Annotated in this window: 16 protein-coding genes; 6 read left to right on the top strand and 10 right to left on the bottom strand. The window is 66.6% G+C overall.

All coding sequences use genetic code 11. The annotated features are described in order from the left end of the window. Positions 1-153: 153 nt before the first annotated feature. The 5 genes from MWU52_RS03615 to MWU52_RS03595 all read right to left on the bottom strand — a co-directional run bounded on the left by MWU52_RS03615 (position 154) and on the right by MWU52_RS03595 (position 6,159). Entirely contained in the window at positions 154-492 is a 339-nt protein-coding gene (locus MWU52_RS03615; protein WP_021100681.1) for a DUF736 domain-containing protein, read from the bottom strand. Positions 493-1,135: 643 nt separating this feature from the next. Next, positions 1,136-1,588, bottom strand: coding sequence for a hypothetical protein (locus MWU52_RS03610; protein WP_246949524.1), 453 nt, complete (start codon positions 1,586-1,588; stop codon positions 1,136-1,138). A 119-nt stretch (positions 1,589-1,707) separates the two neighbouring features. Beyond that, positions 1,708-2,634, bottom strand: a complete 927-nt coding sequence (locus MWU52_RS03605) for a DUF2493 domain-containing protein (protein WP_246949523.1) — start codon at positions 2,632-2,634, stop codon at positions 1,708-1,710. Positions 2,635-2,885: 251 nt separating this feature from the next. Next, positions 2,886-3,929, bottom strand: coding sequence for a toprim domain-containing protein (locus tag MWU52_RS03600; protein ID WP_246949521.1), 1,044 nt, complete (start codon positions 3,927-3,929; stop codon positions 2,886-2,888). A gap of 100 nt (positions 3,930-4,029) precedes the next feature. Continuing rightward, positions 4,030-6,159: a ParB N-terminal domain-containing protein gene (locus tag MWU52_RS03595; RefSeq protein WP_246949520.1), complete on the bottom strand. Its 2,130-nt coding sequence runs from the start codon at positions 6,157-6,159 to the stop codon at positions 4,030-4,032. A gap of 170 nt (positions 6,160-6,329) precedes the next feature. Between MWU52_RS03595 and MWU52_RS03590 the strand changes: the two genes are divergently transcribed. Together MWU52_RS03590 and MWU52_RS03585 are read left to right on the top strand one after the other, a co-directional pair. Continuing rightward, on the top strand, positions 6,330-6,719 hold the full coding sequence (locus tag MWU52_RS03590) for an antitoxin Xre-like helix-turn-helix domain-containing protein (RefSeq protein ID WP_036172788.1): 390 nt from the start codon (positions 6,330-6,332) through the stop codon (positions 6,717-6,719). Next, complete coding sequence (locus tag MWU52_RS03585) at positions 6,716-7,405, top strand: RES family NAD+ phosphorylase (RefSeq protein ID WP_246949518.1); 690 nt, start codon at positions 6,716-6,718, stop codon at positions 7,403-7,405. Before MWU52_RS03590 ends, MWU52_RS03585 begins: the two co-directional genes overlap by 4 nt. Positions 7,406-7,473: 68 nt before the next feature. Here MWU52_RS03585 and MWU52_RS03580 read toward each other — a convergent pair whose 3' ends face one another. Both MWU52_RS03580 and MWU52_RS03575 read right to left on the bottom strand, forming a co-directional pair. Then, positions 7,474-8,664, bottom strand: a complete 1,191-nt coding sequence (locus MWU52_RS03580) for a DUF932 domain-containing protein (protein ID WP_246949516.1) — start codon at positions 8,662-8,664, stop codon at positions 7,474-7,476. 89 nt (positions 8,665-8,753) lie between these two features. Continuing rightward, positions 8,754-9,842, bottom strand: coding sequence for a site-specific integrase (locus MWU52_RS03575; protein ID WP_246949513.1), 1,089 nt, complete (start codon positions 9,840-9,842; stop codon positions 8,754-8,756). Between the two features lie 113 nt (positions 9,843-9,955). Between MWU52_RS03575 and dusA the strand changes: the two genes are divergently transcribed. Next, the gene (dusA, locus tag MWU52_RS03570; protein ID WP_281493891.1) at positions 9,956-10,945 is read left to right on the top strand and encodes a tRNA dihydrouridine(20/20a) synthase DusA; all 990 of its coding nucleotides are present in this window, start codon (positions 9,956-9,958) and stop codon (positions 10,943-10,945) included. A 71-nt stretch (positions 10,946-11,016) separates the two neighbouring features. Further along, positions 11,017-11,835: a sulfite exporter TauE/SafE family protein gene (locus MWU52_RS03565; RefSeq protein WP_246949508.1), complete on the top strand. Its 819-nt coding sequence runs from the start codon at positions 11,017-11,019 to the stop codon at positions 11,833-11,835. On the opposite strand, the gene MWU52_RS03560 is transcribed toward MWU52_RS03565, so the two are convergent. Genes MWU52_RS03560 through ccmI form a run of 3 tightly spaced genes read right to left on the bottom strand, consistent with a single transcriptional unit; the run spans position 11,832 to position 13,743 of the window. Continuing rightward, positions 11,832-12,077, bottom strand: a complete 246-nt coding sequence (locus MWU52_RS03560) for a DUF1289 domain-containing protein (protein ID WP_246949505.1) — start codon at positions 12,075-12,077, stop codon at positions 11,832-11,834. The two genes, MWU52_RS03565 and MWU52_RS03560, sit on opposite strands and share 4 nt — an antisense overlap. Then, positions 12,074-12,550, bottom strand: coding sequence for a Holliday junction resolvase RuvX (ruvX, locus tag MWU52_RS03555; protein ID WP_246949503.1), 477 nt, complete (start codon positions 12,548-12,550; stop codon positions 12,074-12,076). Before ruvX ends, MWU52_RS03560 begins: the two co-directional genes overlap by 4 nt. Beyond that, the gene (gene ccmI, locus MWU52_RS03550) at positions 12,547-13,743 is read right to left on the bottom strand and encodes a c-type cytochrome biogenesis protein CcmI (protein WP_246949500.1); all 1,197 of its coding nucleotides are present in this window, start codon (positions 13,741-13,743) and stop codon (positions 12,547-12,549) included. Before ccmI ends, ruvX begins: the two co-directional genes overlap by 4 nt. 179 nt (positions 13,744-13,922) lie before the next feature. Here ccmI and MWU52_RS03545 point away from each other — a divergent pair, with 179 nt between their 5' ends. Together MWU52_RS03545 and MWU52_RS03540 are read left to right on the top strand one after the other, a co-directional pair. Next, positions 13,923-15,167: a sarcosine oxidase subunit beta family protein gene (locus tag MWU52_RS03545; RefSeq protein WP_246949497.1), complete on the top strand. Its 1,245-nt coding sequence runs from the start codon at positions 13,923-13,925 to the stop codon at positions 15,165-15,167. Positions 15,168-15,399: 232 nt separating this feature from the next. After that, positions 15,400-15,579 (top strand): hypothetical protein, encoded by a 180-nt coding sequence (locus tag MWU52_RS03540; protein WP_246949495.1) that lies wholly within the window; start codon positions 15,400-15,402, stop codon positions 15,577-15,579. Positions 15,580-15,608: the final 29 nt, after the last annotated feature.

The raw sequence follows: 15,608 nt of genomic DNA, 5'->3' as shown, positions 1-15,608 counted from the left end.
TCTCAGAAGTTGCACCGCGGCGCTGGATAGCCGCTTCAATGTCCTCCGTGAGTTGTACGTGTCAGTCGCAAATCAGACCGCGAACCTTATCTGGATAACTCATCGGAGGCAAAGTTCACCCCGCCCGGTGATCCCGGGCGGGGTCATCTGCTGTCAGTCGCCGTTGCGGCGGGTGTTGGGGCGCGACCAGATGAGGCTGAAGGTCTCTTCGCCGCCTTCGATCACCGTGTCGTCGAAGAGGTTGGCGTAGATTGGCTGGGTGAAGCTCGGGTCGTCGAGCTTGAGGCTCAGGTAGTCGCGGCCCTCGGTCGAGCGCTTGGACCAGGCGGCGCCGATCTCGGCACGGCCGACGAAGACGCGGTGGGAGGGGGCGTTGTCGTTGGGGGTGCTGTCCTCGGGGACGATGCGGACGGCTTTCGCCTGGACGCTGAGGGTGACGATTTCTCCGACGTATTCGCTGCCGGTTTTCTTGAAGGTTCCGATGGTGGCCATGTCATATCTCCTTTTGGCTTGTCCGAGCCCGCGCCCTTCGCGGCCTCGATGGCGATCGTCAGGACCGGGGCGATCCGTCGACGCAGCCCCTGTGGCCCGAAGCGCCAGCGGAGGACGGCAAGGCCGGTCTTTCTTGCAGCGCGAGGAATGGCGGGCATCCGCCAGGGGAAGAAAGTCCGGACCGGCCGTTGCGGCCTAGGCGGTCGAGGCGTTAGCCGATCCGGGTCAGATCAGCCGCTGAGAGGCCCGCAAGGGACGCGTTGCGCAAGCCATGGAAGAGGGAATGACAGGCTACCTTTGGACCGCGCAAGACCCCGGCAGCATGCGTCGTGCAAAGACAGGCTATGGCGTGCAGGCGGAAACGGTGCATGTCCCGGACGCGCCTCGCTAATCCGGGATTGCCCCCTCTCGCCGTGTCTATGTTTGTCTGCCGTGATGTTCGGTCTGCCGTTGTTTCAAGTGCATGCGCGACCGGGGCCATGCGCCACAACGTGGGTCTCAGTGATCTGGCTTTGCTCAGCCGATCCTGCCCAACCGCAACGCTTCGGTGACGGCGAGGATCGAGACCTTTTGCAGCAATCGGTTGCGGCGCACGCTGACGACGTGGCGGACGGCGCGCACCGGTGCAAGCTTCACAGGGCGTTCAGTGTTCGTCGAAAGACCTGTGCGGATGCGGGTCGGACATGGCGTTGACCTCGGACCAGCCCGACACCCGCGCCCAAGCGGTCCCGCCGATAATGAGCGCGCCCAGCCAGGACAAGAAGGTTATGGTGACGGCGTCGGCGCTGCCGAATTCGGCAAGACCCTTTGCCGCATGAAACCCGGCGATCCCGGCGGGGACCGCGTAGATAAGACCGATGGCGAGTTTGAGCGGGGCCCAACGGATGCGGTCAAAGGCGAATTCCCCCAGAGCGGCGACGAAGCCGCCGATGAAGAGGCCCGCAATGATCGACAGGAAGACGCCTTGGCCGGAGTCATACAGATACATGCCGGACGTCAGCCCGATCGCGAAGGGCAGGGCGTAGACGGCCAGATTGAACAGGATCCAGCAGAGGGCACCAAGGCCGAACAGCGTGAAGAGGGTGGAGAAAAACATGAGGCACTCCTTTCTGAGAACAAGGATCGCGCCGCCACCTCCTCCATTGGCACGGGCAGATCATAGCAGAAAACGGCCCACCCCGGGAGGGTCCGGGGCGGGCGTCGGCGAAAATCCGGTCATGCCGGTGGGGCGGCTTTCGGCCGGAAGTCGAAGAGGGGAATGCCCATCGCGCGGGCCTTGTCAGCGAGGTTTTCGGTGATGCCCGAGCCCGGAAAGACGATGAGGCCGATGGGCAGGGTGTCGAGTAAATGGTCGTTGCGCTTGAAGGGGGCCGATTTGCCGTGCCGCGTCCAGTCGGGCTTGAAGACGATCTGTATCACGCTGCGGTTGTCGGCCCAGGCTGCAGCGATGCGTTCGGCCCCGCGTGGCGCGCCGCCGTGCAACAGGACCATGTCGGCGTGTTTCGCATGGACGCGGTCGAGGGCAGCCCAGATGGCCGTGTGATCATTGCAGTCCAGTCCGCCGCTAAACGCGATCTTAACGCCTTGGGGCAGGAGTGGTTCCAGATCGACCCTACGTTTTGCGGCCAAGTGATCGCGGCTGTCGATCAAAGAGGCGGTCAGGGTGCGGCGGCTCACATGGCTGCCCGTGTGCGGATGCCAGGTCTGGCCGAGATGGATCTCGAACAACTCGGCCGCGAGATCGCGCATGGCCTCAAAGGCATTGCGCCGCTCGATCAGCGTGAGGCCTTCGGCGATCAGGGTCTCAAGTTCGACCGACCGGACCTCGGACCCGTCCTGTTCGCGCTGTGCGCGTTTTTGGGCCTGTTCGTTGCTGTCGAGATCCCGGCCTGTCCGCGTCGCCATGCGGTGAAACAGGTTCGTAGTGGACCAGAGCAGATCTTCGAGGTCGGGTTCCAACCGCGTGTCGGACAGCGTCGAGAAGAGCGCGTCGAAAATGTCGGCGACGGCGGTGCGAATGGCGTCGGGCTCCGGCAAGGGACGGGGATCGGGCTCGTTGGTGAAGGGGCGCCAGCCGTAGAGCTGAAGTTCCTCGAGCACGACGGCGGTGGAAGATCGGGTCTGAAGATGTGTGTCGGTCATGATGTCGTCTCCGGTTGTCGAAGACCGCGCCTCTCGCGGCCTTCCCGGGCAACGGAAAAGCGGGGGCCGGGCGGGTCTGCATTCTCAGGGGTCCCCGTCGCGCCCGCGCGATGGGGTGGAACCGAAGCGCAGCGGAGGACGGCCATTGCCGTTGCGGGCCCGTCTGGGTTCTGCTCCGTTTTGCCCGCTCTCGGAAGGCCGGAAGGCGTGGCTCTGATCGCGGAGGCGCTGGCCGGCTGCGCCGATCCCGATCAATCGATGGCGTGGTCGAGGAAGGTCACGGCATCCTCGGGCGCCAGTTGCGGCCGCAGATGCGCGCGCAATTCGTCGCGGCCATTGGCCCACAGATCGTCATTGAAATCGCCGAGACGTGGGGAGAGGTGGATCGCGTCGATCCCGACCTGTCTTGCCCGATACGCCAGTTGGTCCGCGGCGGACAGGCCTGCCGGGTCGGCATCGACGGCGATGTAGAGGCTGCGAAGATCGGCGGGCAGCTGCAGGGCTGCGAGATGATTGGCGGACAGAGCCGCCACCACAGGCAACTCCGGCAGGGCCAGATGCAGGGAGAGCATGGTCTCAAGCCCTTCGCCTGCGGCCAGCACGCTGACCGGTTTGCCGATGCGAACACCATAGCCGAGGAGATTGCCCATCGCCTTGCGCGGTGGAATGACCGGGGCCTTGTCCGCAGTGGCGGGGTCAAGCCAGGTGCGGTGCAGGCCGGTGAGCCGTCCATCGAGGTCCGTTACCTTGGCGAGCAGGGCGGGCCAAGTCTCGGGCGGATCGTTCAGTGCGTGATCCTCGCGCCAATAAAAGCAGTTCGGGTGAAACCGTAGACTGTCGAGATGGCCCAGCCCGGTGAGGCCGCGTCCGGCGAGATAGCGTTCGGCCAAGGTGCCCGACATCGGCTGGCCCATGGCCCAGAGCCGCCGTGCCGCCTCAGGTGAGCCAGGACTGGCTGGCGGATTGGCGGCGCGGTCCCTGTCTGTCTGCGGCAGGCTGAGAAGCCTGCGCGCTTCGTCCAGCGTGTCCCTCAGCGTGGTGATCCCCATGTTCAGGGCGATCAGGTCCAGAAGGTCGCCATGCTGCCCGGTTGCGGAATCGGTCCATTTTCCGGCGGCGCCGGGACCAGAGATCGGACCGGTCAGTCTGACATAGAGGCTGCGGCCTGGTTTGTTCTGCACATCGCCAACGATCCAGTAGCGGCCTTGCTTGCGGCCGTTCGTGAGGTAGTGACGGCAGACGGCCTCGGCATCTTCGGCAAGGCGGCGGGCGATGTCGGCGGCGGGGCTGTGCATGCTCTGTGCCTCCTGTCGTGGATTGAAAAAGGGGCCCGCCATTTCTGGCGGACCCCGGCTGCCGGAACTCGGGGGGAAGGAGCTCCGACCTGCTCGAAGGTCACTCGGCGGCAGTCCGGGCGAAGGCGTCACCGGCGATGGGATCATCTTCCTCCATCGGGTCGTAATCTCCGATAGCCGGTTCGCCGCCGTCTTCCGCCGATTGCGCTTCGCCACTATCGGGATCGTCTTCCGAAGGGTCATCGTCGGAGCGGTCCGCCTCGTCGACCAGCTCGATCTCCGGGGCATCCTCTTCCGGCAGCGGCGGCGTGCGCAGAGGTTCGGGCAGCCAGCCGGTGCCCACGAGCAGGTCCTCGGCAGCCGTCACCATCTCCGACTTCTTCAGCCCGGCGATCCGGTCAGCGGCGTCTTCGCCTTTCGCCTCGCGCACGGCCTCCAGGATACGCGCCTTGGTCACGCGGCCGAGGTAGCTGTCACCCGTGGCCGTCCAGCCCGCATTGGCCATGTCGAGTCCGACGGTCCCGGCTAGCACATCCGCATGCGCGATGGCCCGCGGGCGGCGCTGGTAGGGATCGTGGACGGCATTGACGCTCATCGCCACGCAATGGGCGAAGAGCGCCTCGCGGCTGCAGCTGTCGAACTCGGTCAGCGCCTCCCAGAGGTCTTCGGATGCCTTCGGCAGGTTCCGCGCCCAGGTCTCGTGGCGCTGGTCGATGGCCTGCGCATAGGCCGTGTCGCCGAGGCCCGGCACCTGCGATCCGAAGGCGGCGTTGCGCGGTTCGATCTCGACGCAGCTGTCGACGGCGTAGCGATAGAAGAGCCGCAGGACCATCGCGTGCAGGGCCGCGAGTAAGGCGACCTGCGGGTCCTGGGCCAGCGCATTGCGCAGCGCCAGGGTGCGATGGGCCGTCAGTTCCATGACAAGGCGGTCGGACAGCGGTTTGAGGCCTTCGTCTTCTTCCTCCTCATCCGTAGCAGGCGCGACGGTGTCGACGGTGTCCTCGACCGGCGCCGCTTCCGGTGCGACCTCGCCGGTGTCCTCCTCCTCGTCGATCGGCTCATCTTCGGGCCGCACGTAGCCGCGCTCAACCCGCAGCCGCCCGGAACTGTCGATGCTGACGAAGGCCCCGGCCAGCGCGAGGTCTTCGGCCTCGAACCGGATGGGACGGGCCTCGAGTGCCTCCATGGCCTCCTCGATCTTGCCCAACCGGGCATCGACCTCGTCCGGCAACTCGTCGGCCTCCGCATGCTCGGCCTCGAGCGCGTCGTATTCGGCCTTCAACGCCTGGTAGCGGGCCTCCTCCTCGTCGCTCATCGGCACCGCTTCGCCATTGACCCGGCGCATCCCGAAGGTATGGCCATAGGGGAACTCGGTATCGACCTCGACCCATTTCCAGCCCTCGGCACGCACCCCCTCGGCCTCCTCGGCGAGCTTCTCGCGCACCATGACGTCGAGCAGGGCGGCATCCTGCAGCCAGCCGCCGTCATCCTGCTGGAACAGATCGCGCAGGATCTCGCCCCCGGCCTCGACGTAATCGTCGAGCCCGACGAACTGCGCCCGCTTGTCCGAAGCGCGCACCGCACCCTCGGTCAGCATGCGGCGGATCTCGTAGGGCTGCCGCGAATAGTGCCGCTGTATCGCCGCCCAGACCTGCTCCTGCCGCGCGTGATCGGGGTTGACCGTGAAGGCCATGAGCTGGTCGAGCGTCATCTCTTCCTCGGCATAGGCGTCGAGCAGCGACGGCGCGACCGCGGCGAGCTTCAGCCGCTGCTTTACCACGCTGGCCGAGACGAAGAAGGCTGCGGCGATCTCCTCCTCGGTGCGACCTTTCTCGCGCATCGCTTGGAAGGCACGGAACTGGTCGAGCGGATGAAGCGGCGCACGCTGGACGTTCTCGGCGAGGCTGTCCTCTTCTGCGAGCCCATCGGTGCGGACGATGCAGGGGACAAGTGCTGTCTTGTTCATGCGCTTCTGCTTAACGAGCAGTTCGAGCGCCCGGAACCGCCGCCCGCCGGCGGGGATCGAGTACATGCCGGTCTCGGCGCCGCAGTCGTCCAGCACGGGCCGCACGGTGATGGAGCTGAGCAGCGTCCGTCGCGCGATGTCCTCGGCCAGTTCCTCGATCGACACGCCCGCCTTGACGTGGCGCACGTTCGACTGGCTGAGCATCAGCTTGTTGAAGGGGACGTCGCGCGAGGCGCTGAGGGTGATTTTTTGTTGCTTTGTCATCGGGATATCTCCGCGACAGGCCAGCCGGGAGCCTCTCTCCCGACCTCCAAACCCGTCACGGAAAACCCGGCACCCCTCTCACTCTGGAGGCACCGAGCAGGCCATATGAACTTGCAAATCAATCCATATGGCCTTATATCATCAGTCAAGCTAGGAAGGAGCGCCAACACATGGAAAACCTTGTTCTGGAACGTCCGGCGCCGGATCGGCAGGGTGTCGCTCTCAAGGCCTTCGCGCGGATCGCGGAGGCCTGGTCGCTCACCCTGCGTGAAGCGGCGGCGCTGGCGGATATGTCGGACTCGACCTGGAAGCGGGCCAAGAAGCCGGGGTTTGCTGGGGATTTGACGCGGGATCAGATGCTGCGTTTGAGCGCGCTGATCGGCCTCTATAAGTCGCTTGAGCTCTACTTCAATCAGCCGATTTCGCGGGACTGGGTGAAGCTGCCTAACCGGGGTCCGGAGTTCGACGGCGCGCGGCCTGTTGACGCGATGATCGAAGGGGGATTGCCCAAGATCCTGCGCGTGCGGGGCTATGTCGATGCGCTGCGGGGCGGGGTTTGAGGATCACGTCGGTCAATGACCGCGCCCTTGTCCGGCTGATCTCCGAGACCCATCACAAGCCGCCCGTGCTGCGGGGACTGGTCGACAGCGACGAGGAGGCCGCGATTCTCGCCGAGATCGAGGGCGAGACCAGTGCCCGCCTGATCGCCGAGGCGCAGGGCAGCCCCGCGCTCGACCGCCGCGAACTCGCTTTCGCGCGGCGGTCTCATGACCTGACCCTCTATGGACAGAGCCATATCAACGCGGCCTTCACGTACACGAGACCCTCGGGCAACCGCTTCAATACTGGTGACCGCGGTGCCTGGTATTGCGCCTGGGAGATGCTGACGAGCGCGCAAGAGGTCGGGTTTCACCGGACCCGCGAACTGGGCTTCATCGGCCGCTACGAGGACGAGGCCCGTTACGTGGAATTGCTGGCGGATTTCATCGGGGACTTCCCGGATCTGCACGGGGAGGCGCATCCCGCGCTCGATCCGGCCCCCGAGCGGGGCTACCCGGCCGGGCAGCGCCTTGCCGCGGATCTGAGATCAGAGGGGCATCGCGGGCTGATCTATCCCTCCGTACGCTACCCGGGCGGACGGTGCTTCGTCGCCTTCGATCCCGGGATCATCCAGAATGTCCGCCCTGGCGCGAGCTGGAAGCTGGTCTGGCAAGGTGCACCCGAATTCACGATCGAGGGGCTCTGACGCCCCTCGATGTCCTCATGCGACACTTCAACTCTTGGCATTAAAGCTCTGAGAACAAACCACCTCCCTCAGACCTTCTCCAGCAACGCCTTCGCCTTCCCCTCCATCACCAACCGCGCATCCTGCTGCGGTTTCGACCGGGCGACCGCCGTGATCCCCTGCACGAAGTCAAAGACGCTCTCAGGCGGGCGGCCTTCCTCGGCCAGGACCGTCTCGACGATTCGCCCCGTCTCCGCCTTCGAGAACCCGCGCTTGCGCAGGAAATCCTGACGGTCCTCGTCCGACCGCGCGACGATCTTACTCCGCGCCGCGCGGATGCCGTCGATGAAGGGTGCGGGCGAGGACTCGGCGAAGCGGCTTAGCGCAGGCGCGGCCTCGTGGGCGAAGCGGGAGGCGGCGTATTTCGAGTGCCGGATCGTGATCTCCTGGAAGTCTTCGACGCCCCAGAGGTTACGGTTCTGGCAGACCGCGCGCAGGTAGAAGCTGGCGATGCCGAGCGTCTTGGCCCCCACCTCGGAATTCCAGCAGTAGAATCCCCGGAAATAGAGGTCGGGTGAGCCGTCGGGCAGCAGTCCCGCCTCGATGGGGTTGAGGTCATCGACGAGGAACAGGAACACGTCGCGGTCCGAGGCGTAGAGCGTCGTCGTCTCCTTGGTCACGTCCACTCGCGGGTTGTAGATACCGGTCGACCAGTCGAGCACGCCGGGGACCTTCCACCGGGTGTCGCCGGTGCCGTTGCCTGCGATGCGCTGCACGGCGGAGACCAGTTCATGGTCGTAGATGCGGCCATAGTCTGGGCCGGTCACGGCACGGAGTTCCGTACGGCCATCCGCCACTTCCATCGTCTTGATCTGCTCCGCCCGGTGGTTGGTCAGCCCATACTGCAGGTTGATCCCCGCCAGCGGCGCGGGCAGTTGCCGCAGATAGGCCGCGGGCGCACCGACGAGGCTCGAGAGCTGGCCGAAGGACCAATGGGTCGGCGCAACTGGCTCATCGGCGCCCGGCAGGACAAGCCCGAGCTTTTCCGGGTTTTCGCGATCCGCCTCGACCCGGATCGCCGCACTCTCCACCGTGCGCGTCCGGCTCCGCTCCGCCCGGCCTTTGACCGAGGCAAAGAGATCGTCGAGCGACAGATACCGCTCGTCATCCGGCCTCGAGAACCATTCGGACGAAACGCGGTCCACGTGCGTGCCGCGCGACACATCCACCTTGTAGCCGCCGCTCATGTCACGCCCGGCGTCGATGATTTCGGTGTTCATTTGAAAACCTCCGCGACGGGCGGCCGGGAGCCTCTCTCTCGACCTCCAAACCCGTCACGGGCCGGGACGGCGTCCCTCTGGCTCTCGGATCACTCGGCCGCGAGGTTCCCGGACGAGAATGGCGCGCGCGAGGCGGCCAGCCTATGCAGTGCTTCAGGCCTGATATGCGTGTAGCGGCGCAGCATCTTCCAATCCTTGTGACCGGTGACGAGGGCGACCTGTTCGATGGCGAAGCCTGCCTCGAAGAGGCGGCTTGTGCCTTCGTGGCGCAAGTCATGGAAATGAAGGTCTTTGATACTCATTTCCACGCAGGCGCGCCGGAAGGCTGTCCCGACCGACTTGGAGTTGTAGGGAAAGATCCGCCCTTTGGTGTGACCCAAATGCCTGGCCTGTTCCGTGACCAGCGCCCAGGCATCGAACCCGGTTGCGGCGAAAAGGGGGATCCGCTGGTCGTTACCGGTCTTGTTGCGTGGGTCCTTGCGGTCGCGGATCAGGAGCATGCGGCGGTCGACATCGAGATCGCTCCATTCGACCCGGCAGATCTCGTCGAGCCGCATGGCCGTGGCGACCGCGAACTTCACGATCCGCGTCATCGGTGTCGTGAGGCGTTCGTTGTCATCGAAGCAGCGGAATAGGCGGTTCAACTCGTCCGTACTGGGACGCCGATCCCTCTCCGTGCCCTTGCCAATCAGCCCCAGCCGCTTCAGCGCGACACGCGCCAGATCGACGGGCTCCGGAGAGATATCGAGGCCATGCACAGCCGCCGCATGGGTGATGATCATCTTGATCACGCCGATGTCGATCCCGAGCGTCACCGGGCCCGCACCTTGCTCCGCGCGGAGCTTGCCGTAGTCGATCAGCTTTTGCCGGTCGAGGTGGCCGATCTTCTCCTTCCCGAGATCGCGCTTGAGCGTCGTGAGCGTCGCGGCCTTGCTGCGACGCGGCGGTTTCCCTACCTCGCACATATCAGCTATATGAAGGTCGATGAGGTCGCCGAAGGTCTGGAGGCGGGAGACGGACGACTTGTTTGGCGCCAGCCCCTGATCGACCCGGGTCTCCGCCTGGCGGGCCCAGCGATGGGCGTCGTCACGGCGAAGGAACGTCTCGCTCGCGTAGCGGCCCTTTCGTCTGATCTGGACCCGGTAGGCACCGGAAGGAAGCTTGGTGATGGTGGCCATTTTCGTGTGCGCTGTATGTGCAGTGAGTCGTCGTAGAGGGGCAAATTCGGGGATATCGGGGCGTATTCCAGCGTAGCAGCCGTCGCCGCCAACAGTTTGAAGATACACAAAAAATGCAAATAAATCAACACGCTAGATTGTCCACGGCCCCTATGATGGATTGGACCGATCGGCATTGCCGGGCGTTTCACCGTGTGCTGACGCGCCGCACGCTTCTTTACACCGAGATGGTGACTGCCGCTGCGCTCGTCCGCGGTGGGGCGGAACATCTGTTGGATTTCGACGCGTCCGAAGACCCGGTGGCCCTCCAATTGGGCGGCAGCGACCCGGCCGAGCTGGGCCGCGCCACCGCGATGGGCGTCGCGCGGGGCTATGCCGAGGTGAACCTGAACGTCGGCTGCCCGTCCGACCGTGTGCAATCGGGTTGCTTCGGCGCGGTCCTGATGGAACGACCGGATCTCGTCGAACGCTGCCTGTCGGCGATGACGGCGGCCGCGGGCGGTGTGCCGGTGACGATGAAGTGCCGGATCGGCGTCGACGATCAGGACCCGGAGGTCGTCCTGCCCGATCTGCTAGCCCGGATGGCCGATGCCGGCATCGGACAGGTGACGGTCCATGCGCGCAAGGCTTGGCTGCAGGGCCTCAGCCCCAAGGAAAACCGCGACATTCCGCCCCTCGACTACGACCTCGTCCACGCGATAAAGCGGCAGTTCCCCGGTCTCTCGATCGCGATCAACGGCGGGATCGCGTCGCTCGATGCGGCCCTTGAGCATCTTTCTCACGTCGACGGCGTGATGATCGGGCGTGTGGCCTATCACGATCCCGCGGCCGTCCTGCTGCGGGCCGACAGCCGGGTCTTTGGCGCGGACGATCCGTGCCCGGACCGGGAGGCGGCGGCGCTGCGGATGGTGCCCCATATCGAACGTCATCTGGCGGCGGGCGGCAAGCTGGGGCAGGTCACGCGCCACATGTTGGGCCTCTTCGCCGGGATGCCGGGCGCGCGAGCCTGGCGCCGCAGCCTGTCGGAGGGCGCCAGCCGGCCCGGGGCCGGGATCGACACGCTCCTGGACGCGCTGTCGCATGTCCGCCAGGTCGCGGCCTGAAGCGATACCGGCTGGCCGGACCGGCGTAGGGGCGCTAAGGCGGTCCCGCCTGAGTTTCGCGAGATCCGATCATGCCCGAGTTGTCGACCCTTCTGCCCCTGGTGGCGTTCCTTCTCGGGGTCGGGGCATTCGCGGGGGTGCTGGCCGGCCTTCTGGGCGTCGGCGGCGGCATCGTCCTGGTGCCGGCCTTCTACTACGTGTTCCAAGTGCTGGGATATGACGGGCCCAACGTCATGCAGATCTGTGTCGCCACATCTCTCGCCACGATCGTCGTGACCTCCTGGCGGTCGGTCAAGGCGCATGCCGGACGGGGCGCGGTGGCCTTCGATATCCTGCGGGGCTGGGGCCCCGGTATCGTCGCGGGTGCGGCCGTCGGCGCGGGCACCGCGACGCTGCTGCGGTCCGACACGTTGACGGCGATCTTTGCGGTGCTGGCCCTTGTGGTGTCGGTCTACATGGCCGTGTCGCGTCCGGGCTGGCGCCTTGCGCCGGAGATGCCGAAGGGCTGGCGCCGCTATCTCTACTCGCCCGTCGTGGGGTTCCTCTCGGTCCTCATGGGGATCGGCGGGGGCAGTTTCGGCGTACCGCTGATGACGCTGCACGGCGTGGTCATCCATCGCGCGGTCGCGACGGCGGCGGGTTTCGGCATGCTGATCGCGGTTCCGGCGGTGCTTCTGTTCCTGGTCCTGCCGGCCCAGGGGGTTCGCCCGCCGATGACCGTCGGACTGGTAAACCTGCCGGCCTTCGTCGTGATCGTGGCGATGACCGTCCTGACGGCCCCGGTGGGGGCACGGCTGGCGCACCGCATGAACGCCGCGCCGCTCAAACGGGTGTTCGCGGGTTTTCTGTTTCTCGTCGCGCTGAACATGCTGCGCAAGACGCTGGGCTAGGGTGCGCGCCGCGCCGCCCGCCCGCCACGCCGCTGCCGGGCACCCTTCGCGCGCTCGGAAAGTCCCGCCATCACTTCGCGCCGGGCCTCGGGCGTCATCCGGGACCAGGCGGCGATCTCGTCCATGGTCCGGTGGCATCCGATGCAGAGCCGCGACTTGGGATCAACCACGCACAGCTTGACGCAGGGGCTTTCCACCTCGGCGCGGGCCCAGATGCGGTCAGAGGTCGGATCGTCGGTCATCGGGAGCCCTTCAGATGGCGCAGGCGGTCCAGCGCGCCTTGCAGGATATATCCCGCGGCGACGTGATCGATGACCTCGGCGCGACGTTTCCGTGACGTATCCGCCTCCAGCAGGGCGCGTTCGGCCGCGACGGTGGACAGGCGCTCGTCCCAATAGGCGATGGGTATATCCACGCGCCGGGCCATGTTCCGGGCGAAGGCACGGGTCGACTGGATGCGCGGCCCCTCGCTGCCATCCATGTTCAGCGGCAGCCCCAGGATCAGGCCGGTGACACCCCGCGCCGTCATCAACGTTTCGATCGCGATCGCGTCCGCGGTGAATTTCGTCCGCCGGATCGTCTCCAGCGGACTTGCGACCGCGCGCATCGTATCGCTGACGGCAATTCCTACCGTTTTGGTCCCCAGATCCAGCCCCATCAACGCGCCGAGCGGGGGCAGGGCGGCCGCGAACGTCTCGATATCGTCGTGGATCAAGGGGCGATCCCCGCCTGCTCGGCCGCCCGCGCCAAGCTGTCCAGCGCCGTTCGGTCGTCGGCGAAGACCGTCCGCGCCTCGGCGTAGATCTCGGCGGCCGCGTCGCGCTGGCCAAGCACGCCATAGGCGGTAATCAGACGCGCCCAGTCCGCGGCCGGGCCACCTTGGTCGGCCAGACGCCGGGCCAAGCCGGTGACCATCCCCTCGATCATCTCGAAGCGCTGTTCGGGGGTCATGTCCGCGGCGGCCTCGACATCTTCGGGCGAGGGGCCGCGCGGGCGCGGCAGATCGGCCAGGGCGGTCGGATCTCCGGCGCGCACCGACACGTCCTCGATCTGGGCATAGATCGGATCCAGCCACGGGGCGCCTTCGGGGCTGTCCGCGATCAGGCGCCGCCACAGACGCCAGGCCAGGTCGGGTCGCCCGCCCTGCGCGTACATCAGCCCCGCATAGTAGCGCGCCGTGCCGTTCGCCGGGTCGCGGCGCAGTGCCTCCGCCAGCGCGCGCTCCGCCTCTGGGGATACATACCCCCCGGCAGCCAGCACCATTAGCTCGGCCTGCAAGGCGTAGTCCTCGCCCGTCGCCGCGTCGCCCAGCAGCGACACGACACGTTCCTGCGCGCGCCAGGCCGCCTCCAGGTCGCCCAGGCCGGAATAGGTCTGAACGCCCAGACGCCATCCCCGCAGGTCGTCGGGCCGGTCGGCCAGCACCGTCTTCAACTGTTCGGCCATGCGCATGATGTCGGGGCGGGACGTGTCGCGCCGGTCGGGCACCCCGGCCTCGACGCCTTGCTGGTCGGGGCGGTCGGCGCGGGCCGCCTCGATCCGCGCGATGCGCGCCTGCAGGGGCAGATCGCCATAGCCGGGCGCGCCGATGGCCAGATAGGTTCCGACACTCACGGTCAGGACCGCGGTCGCGATCAGCGCCGCGCCCAGCACGACATTGCCGCGCCGTCCCGTCCGTCGCGACACCCGATCCGCCGCCAGCAACCTGCGCCCGACCTCGGCGCGGGCGGCCTCGACCTCCTCGGGGGGCAGGGTGCCGCGCGCGGCGTCGCGCTTCAGCTCGGCCAACTGGTCGCGATAGACGGCGACATCCGCCGGGCCGGTGGCCGTCGGACGAGCCCGCAGGGCGGACGCGATCGGTACGATGCAGGCGGCCAGCAGAAGCCCCGCCACGATCCAGAAAGTCATGCCCCCCCGTAGCGCCAATGCCGGTGCGACAGAAGCCCCCCTTGCGCGTTCGTGACCGCACCTCTAGCCGACGGGCTGTCGGGAATGTCGCGAAACTTCGCGCAGATGCCGCAGCAATGCCAACCATCCCTGCCCTGCCGGGGCAAACGGGGCGGCAGACGAACAGGGGACGGACGCCGATGCGACGCTTTTCCGCCTTCGCCATCGCGCGCGAGGCCCTGCGCAACCACGAAGGCTGGGGCCGCACCTGGGCCAAGCGTCCGCCCAAGGCGCGCTATGACGTCGTCATCGTCGGCGCGGGCGGGCACGGGCTGGCGACGGCGTATTACCTTGGCAAGAACTTCGGCGTCACCAACGTCGCCATCCTCGAAAAGGGCTGGCTTGGCGGTGGGAACACCGGGCGCAACACCACCATCATCCGCTCCAATTACCTGCAGGATCCATCGGCGGCGATCTACGAGAAATCGCGCAGCCTCTATGAGACCCTGAGCCAGGACCTGAACTACAACATCATGTTCAGCCCGCGCGGCGTCATCATGCTGGCCCAGACCGAGCACGAGGTTCGCGGCTACAAGCGTACCGCACATGCCAACAGCCTGCAGGGCGTGACGACCGAATGGATCGGCCCGGCGCGGGTCAAGGAACTCTGCCCGATCATGAACATCGAGGGGCCACGCTATCCTGTCCTGGGCGGCCTCTGGCAGGCGCGGGGCGGAACGGCGCGCCACGACGCGGTCGCATGGGGCCTGGCGCGGGCCTGCACCGACATGGGGATGGACATCATCCAGAAATGCGAAGTCACCGGCATCGACCGCGACGGCGATCGCGTCACCGGGGTCCAGACATCCCTGGGTGCCATCGCCTGCGACAAGCTGGGCCTGGTCGTCGCGGGGCATTCGGGCGTGCTGGCACGGATGGCCGGGTTCCGGCTGCCGCTGGAATCGGTGGCACTGCAGGCGCTCGTGTCCGAACCGATCAAGCCCTGCATGGACGTGGTCGTCATGGCGAATACGGTGCACGGCTACATGAGCCAGTCCGACAAGGGCGAGATGGTGATCGGCGGCGGCACGGACGGGTACAACAACTACACACAGCGCGGCAGTTTCCACCATATCGAGGAGACGCTGCGCGCCCTGGTCGAGACGTTCCCCATGATCTCCCGCCTGCGCATGTTGCGGCAGTGGGGCGGGATCGTGGACGTGACCGGCGACCGCTCACCCATCCTGTCGAAGACGCCGGTGGAGGGGATCTTCGTCAACTGCGGATGGGGCACCGGCGGCTTCAAGGCCATCCCGGGGTCCGGCTGGGGCATGGCCGAACTGATCGCCAGGGGGCATTCCCCGCTGACGGAGGCGTTCGGGATGGAACGGTTCCGCGAAGGACGCTTCATCGACGAATCCGTGGCCGCCGGGGTCGCACATTGATGACGGCACGGCCCTGCATGACGACGATCGCGCCCGCCCCGTGGCTGGCCCATGGCGCCGGCCGGCCGGTCGTTTCGGCCCTTGCGCGTCCCCTGGACGCCGCGACAAGGGGGCGATCTGCAACGGAATGTTCACGGACTGGAGGATTTCCTTGCCCGCTGCGGGCTAGGCGGAACTTCGCCGATGGTATAGGGTTGAGGGATCGTAACGATTTGATCGGGGGCCGTCTGCCATGCCTTCACATTCTATCCGCCGCCTTCCGCGCGGCATCAATTTCCTTCTCGGCGGGTCCGTCGTCGCCGCCGGTTTCATCCTATTTGCCATTCTCGGCGGCTCGATCGATTTCCGCATCGGCGGCACGCCCGATGTGCGCATCGACGGGCCGGTCGCCACGGCGAACGCCAAGCGCTAGGGCCGCAGCCCGCTTTCTGACACCGGGCC

Source organism: Jannaschia sp. S6380 (assembly GCF_023015695.1).
GTDB lineage: Bacteria > Pseudomonadota > Alphaproteobacteria > Rhodobacterales > Rhodobacteraceae > Jannaschia.
The sequence above is the reverse complement of the archived record's forward strand: the minus strand, read 5'-3'. Positions and strand labels throughout refer to the sequence as shown.

What these genes read in the sequence shown, in the direction of transcription:
- MWU52_RS03615 (WP_021100681.1), bottom strand. Translation starts at nt 492, where the DNA reads ATGGCCACCATCGGAACCTTCAAGAAAACCGGCAGCGAATACGTCGGA.
- MWU52_RS03610 (WP_246949524.1), bottom strand. Translation starts at nt 1,588, where the DNA reads ATGTTTTTCTCCACCCTCTTCACGCTGTTCGGCCTTGGTGCCCTCTGC.
- MWU52_RS03605 (WP_246949523.1), bottom strand. Translation starts at nt 2,634, where the DNA reads ATGACCGACACACATCTTCAGACCCGATCTTCCACCGCCGTCGTGCTC.
- MWU52_RS03600 (WP_246949521.1), bottom strand. Translation starts at nt 3,929, where the DNA reads ATGCACAGCCCCGCCGCCGACATCGCCCGCCGCCTTGCCGAAGATGCC.
- MWU52_RS03595 (WP_246949520.1), bottom strand. Translation starts at nt 6,159, where the DNA reads ATGACAAAGCAACAAAAAATCACCCTCAGCGCCTCGCGCGACGTCCCC.
- MWU52_RS03590 (WP_036172788.1), top strand. Translation starts at nt 6,330, where the DNA reads ATGGAAAACCTTGTTCTGGAACGTCCGGCGCCGGATCGGCAGGGTGTC.
- MWU52_RS03580 (WP_246949516.1), bottom strand. Translation starts at nt 8,664, where the DNA reads ATGAACACCGAAATCATCGACGCCGGGCGTGACATGAGCGGCGGCTAC.
- MWU52_RS03575 (WP_246949513.1), bottom strand. Translation starts at nt 9,842, where the DNA reads ATGGCCACCATCACCAAGCTTCCTTCCGGTGCCTACCGGGTCCAGATC.
- dusA (WP_281493891.1), top strand. Translation starts at nt 9,956, where the DNA reads ATGCAAATAAATCAACACGCTAGATTGTCCACGGCCCCTATGATGGAT.
- MWU52_RS03565 (WP_246949508.1), top strand. Translation starts at nt 11,017, where the DNA reads ATGCCCGAGTTGTCGACCCTTCTGCCCCTGGTGGCGTTCCTTCTCGGG.
- MWU52_RS03560 (WP_246949505.1), bottom strand. Translation starts at nt 12,077, where the DNA reads ATGACCGACGATCCGACCTCTGACCGCATCTGGGCCCGCGCCGAGGTG.
- ccmI (WP_246949500.1), bottom strand. Translation starts at nt 13,743, where the DNA reads ATGACTTTCTGGATCGTGGCGGGGCTTCTGCTGGCCGCCTGCATCGTA.
- MWU52_RS03545 (WP_246949497.1), top strand. Translation starts at nt 13,923, where the DNA reads ATGCGACGCTTTTCCGCCTTCGCCATCGCGCGCGAGGCCCTGCGCAAC.
- MWU52_RS03540 (WP_246949495.1), top strand. Translation starts at nt 15,400, where the DNA reads ATGCCTTCACATTCTATCCGCCGCCTTCCGCGCGGCATCAATTTCCTT.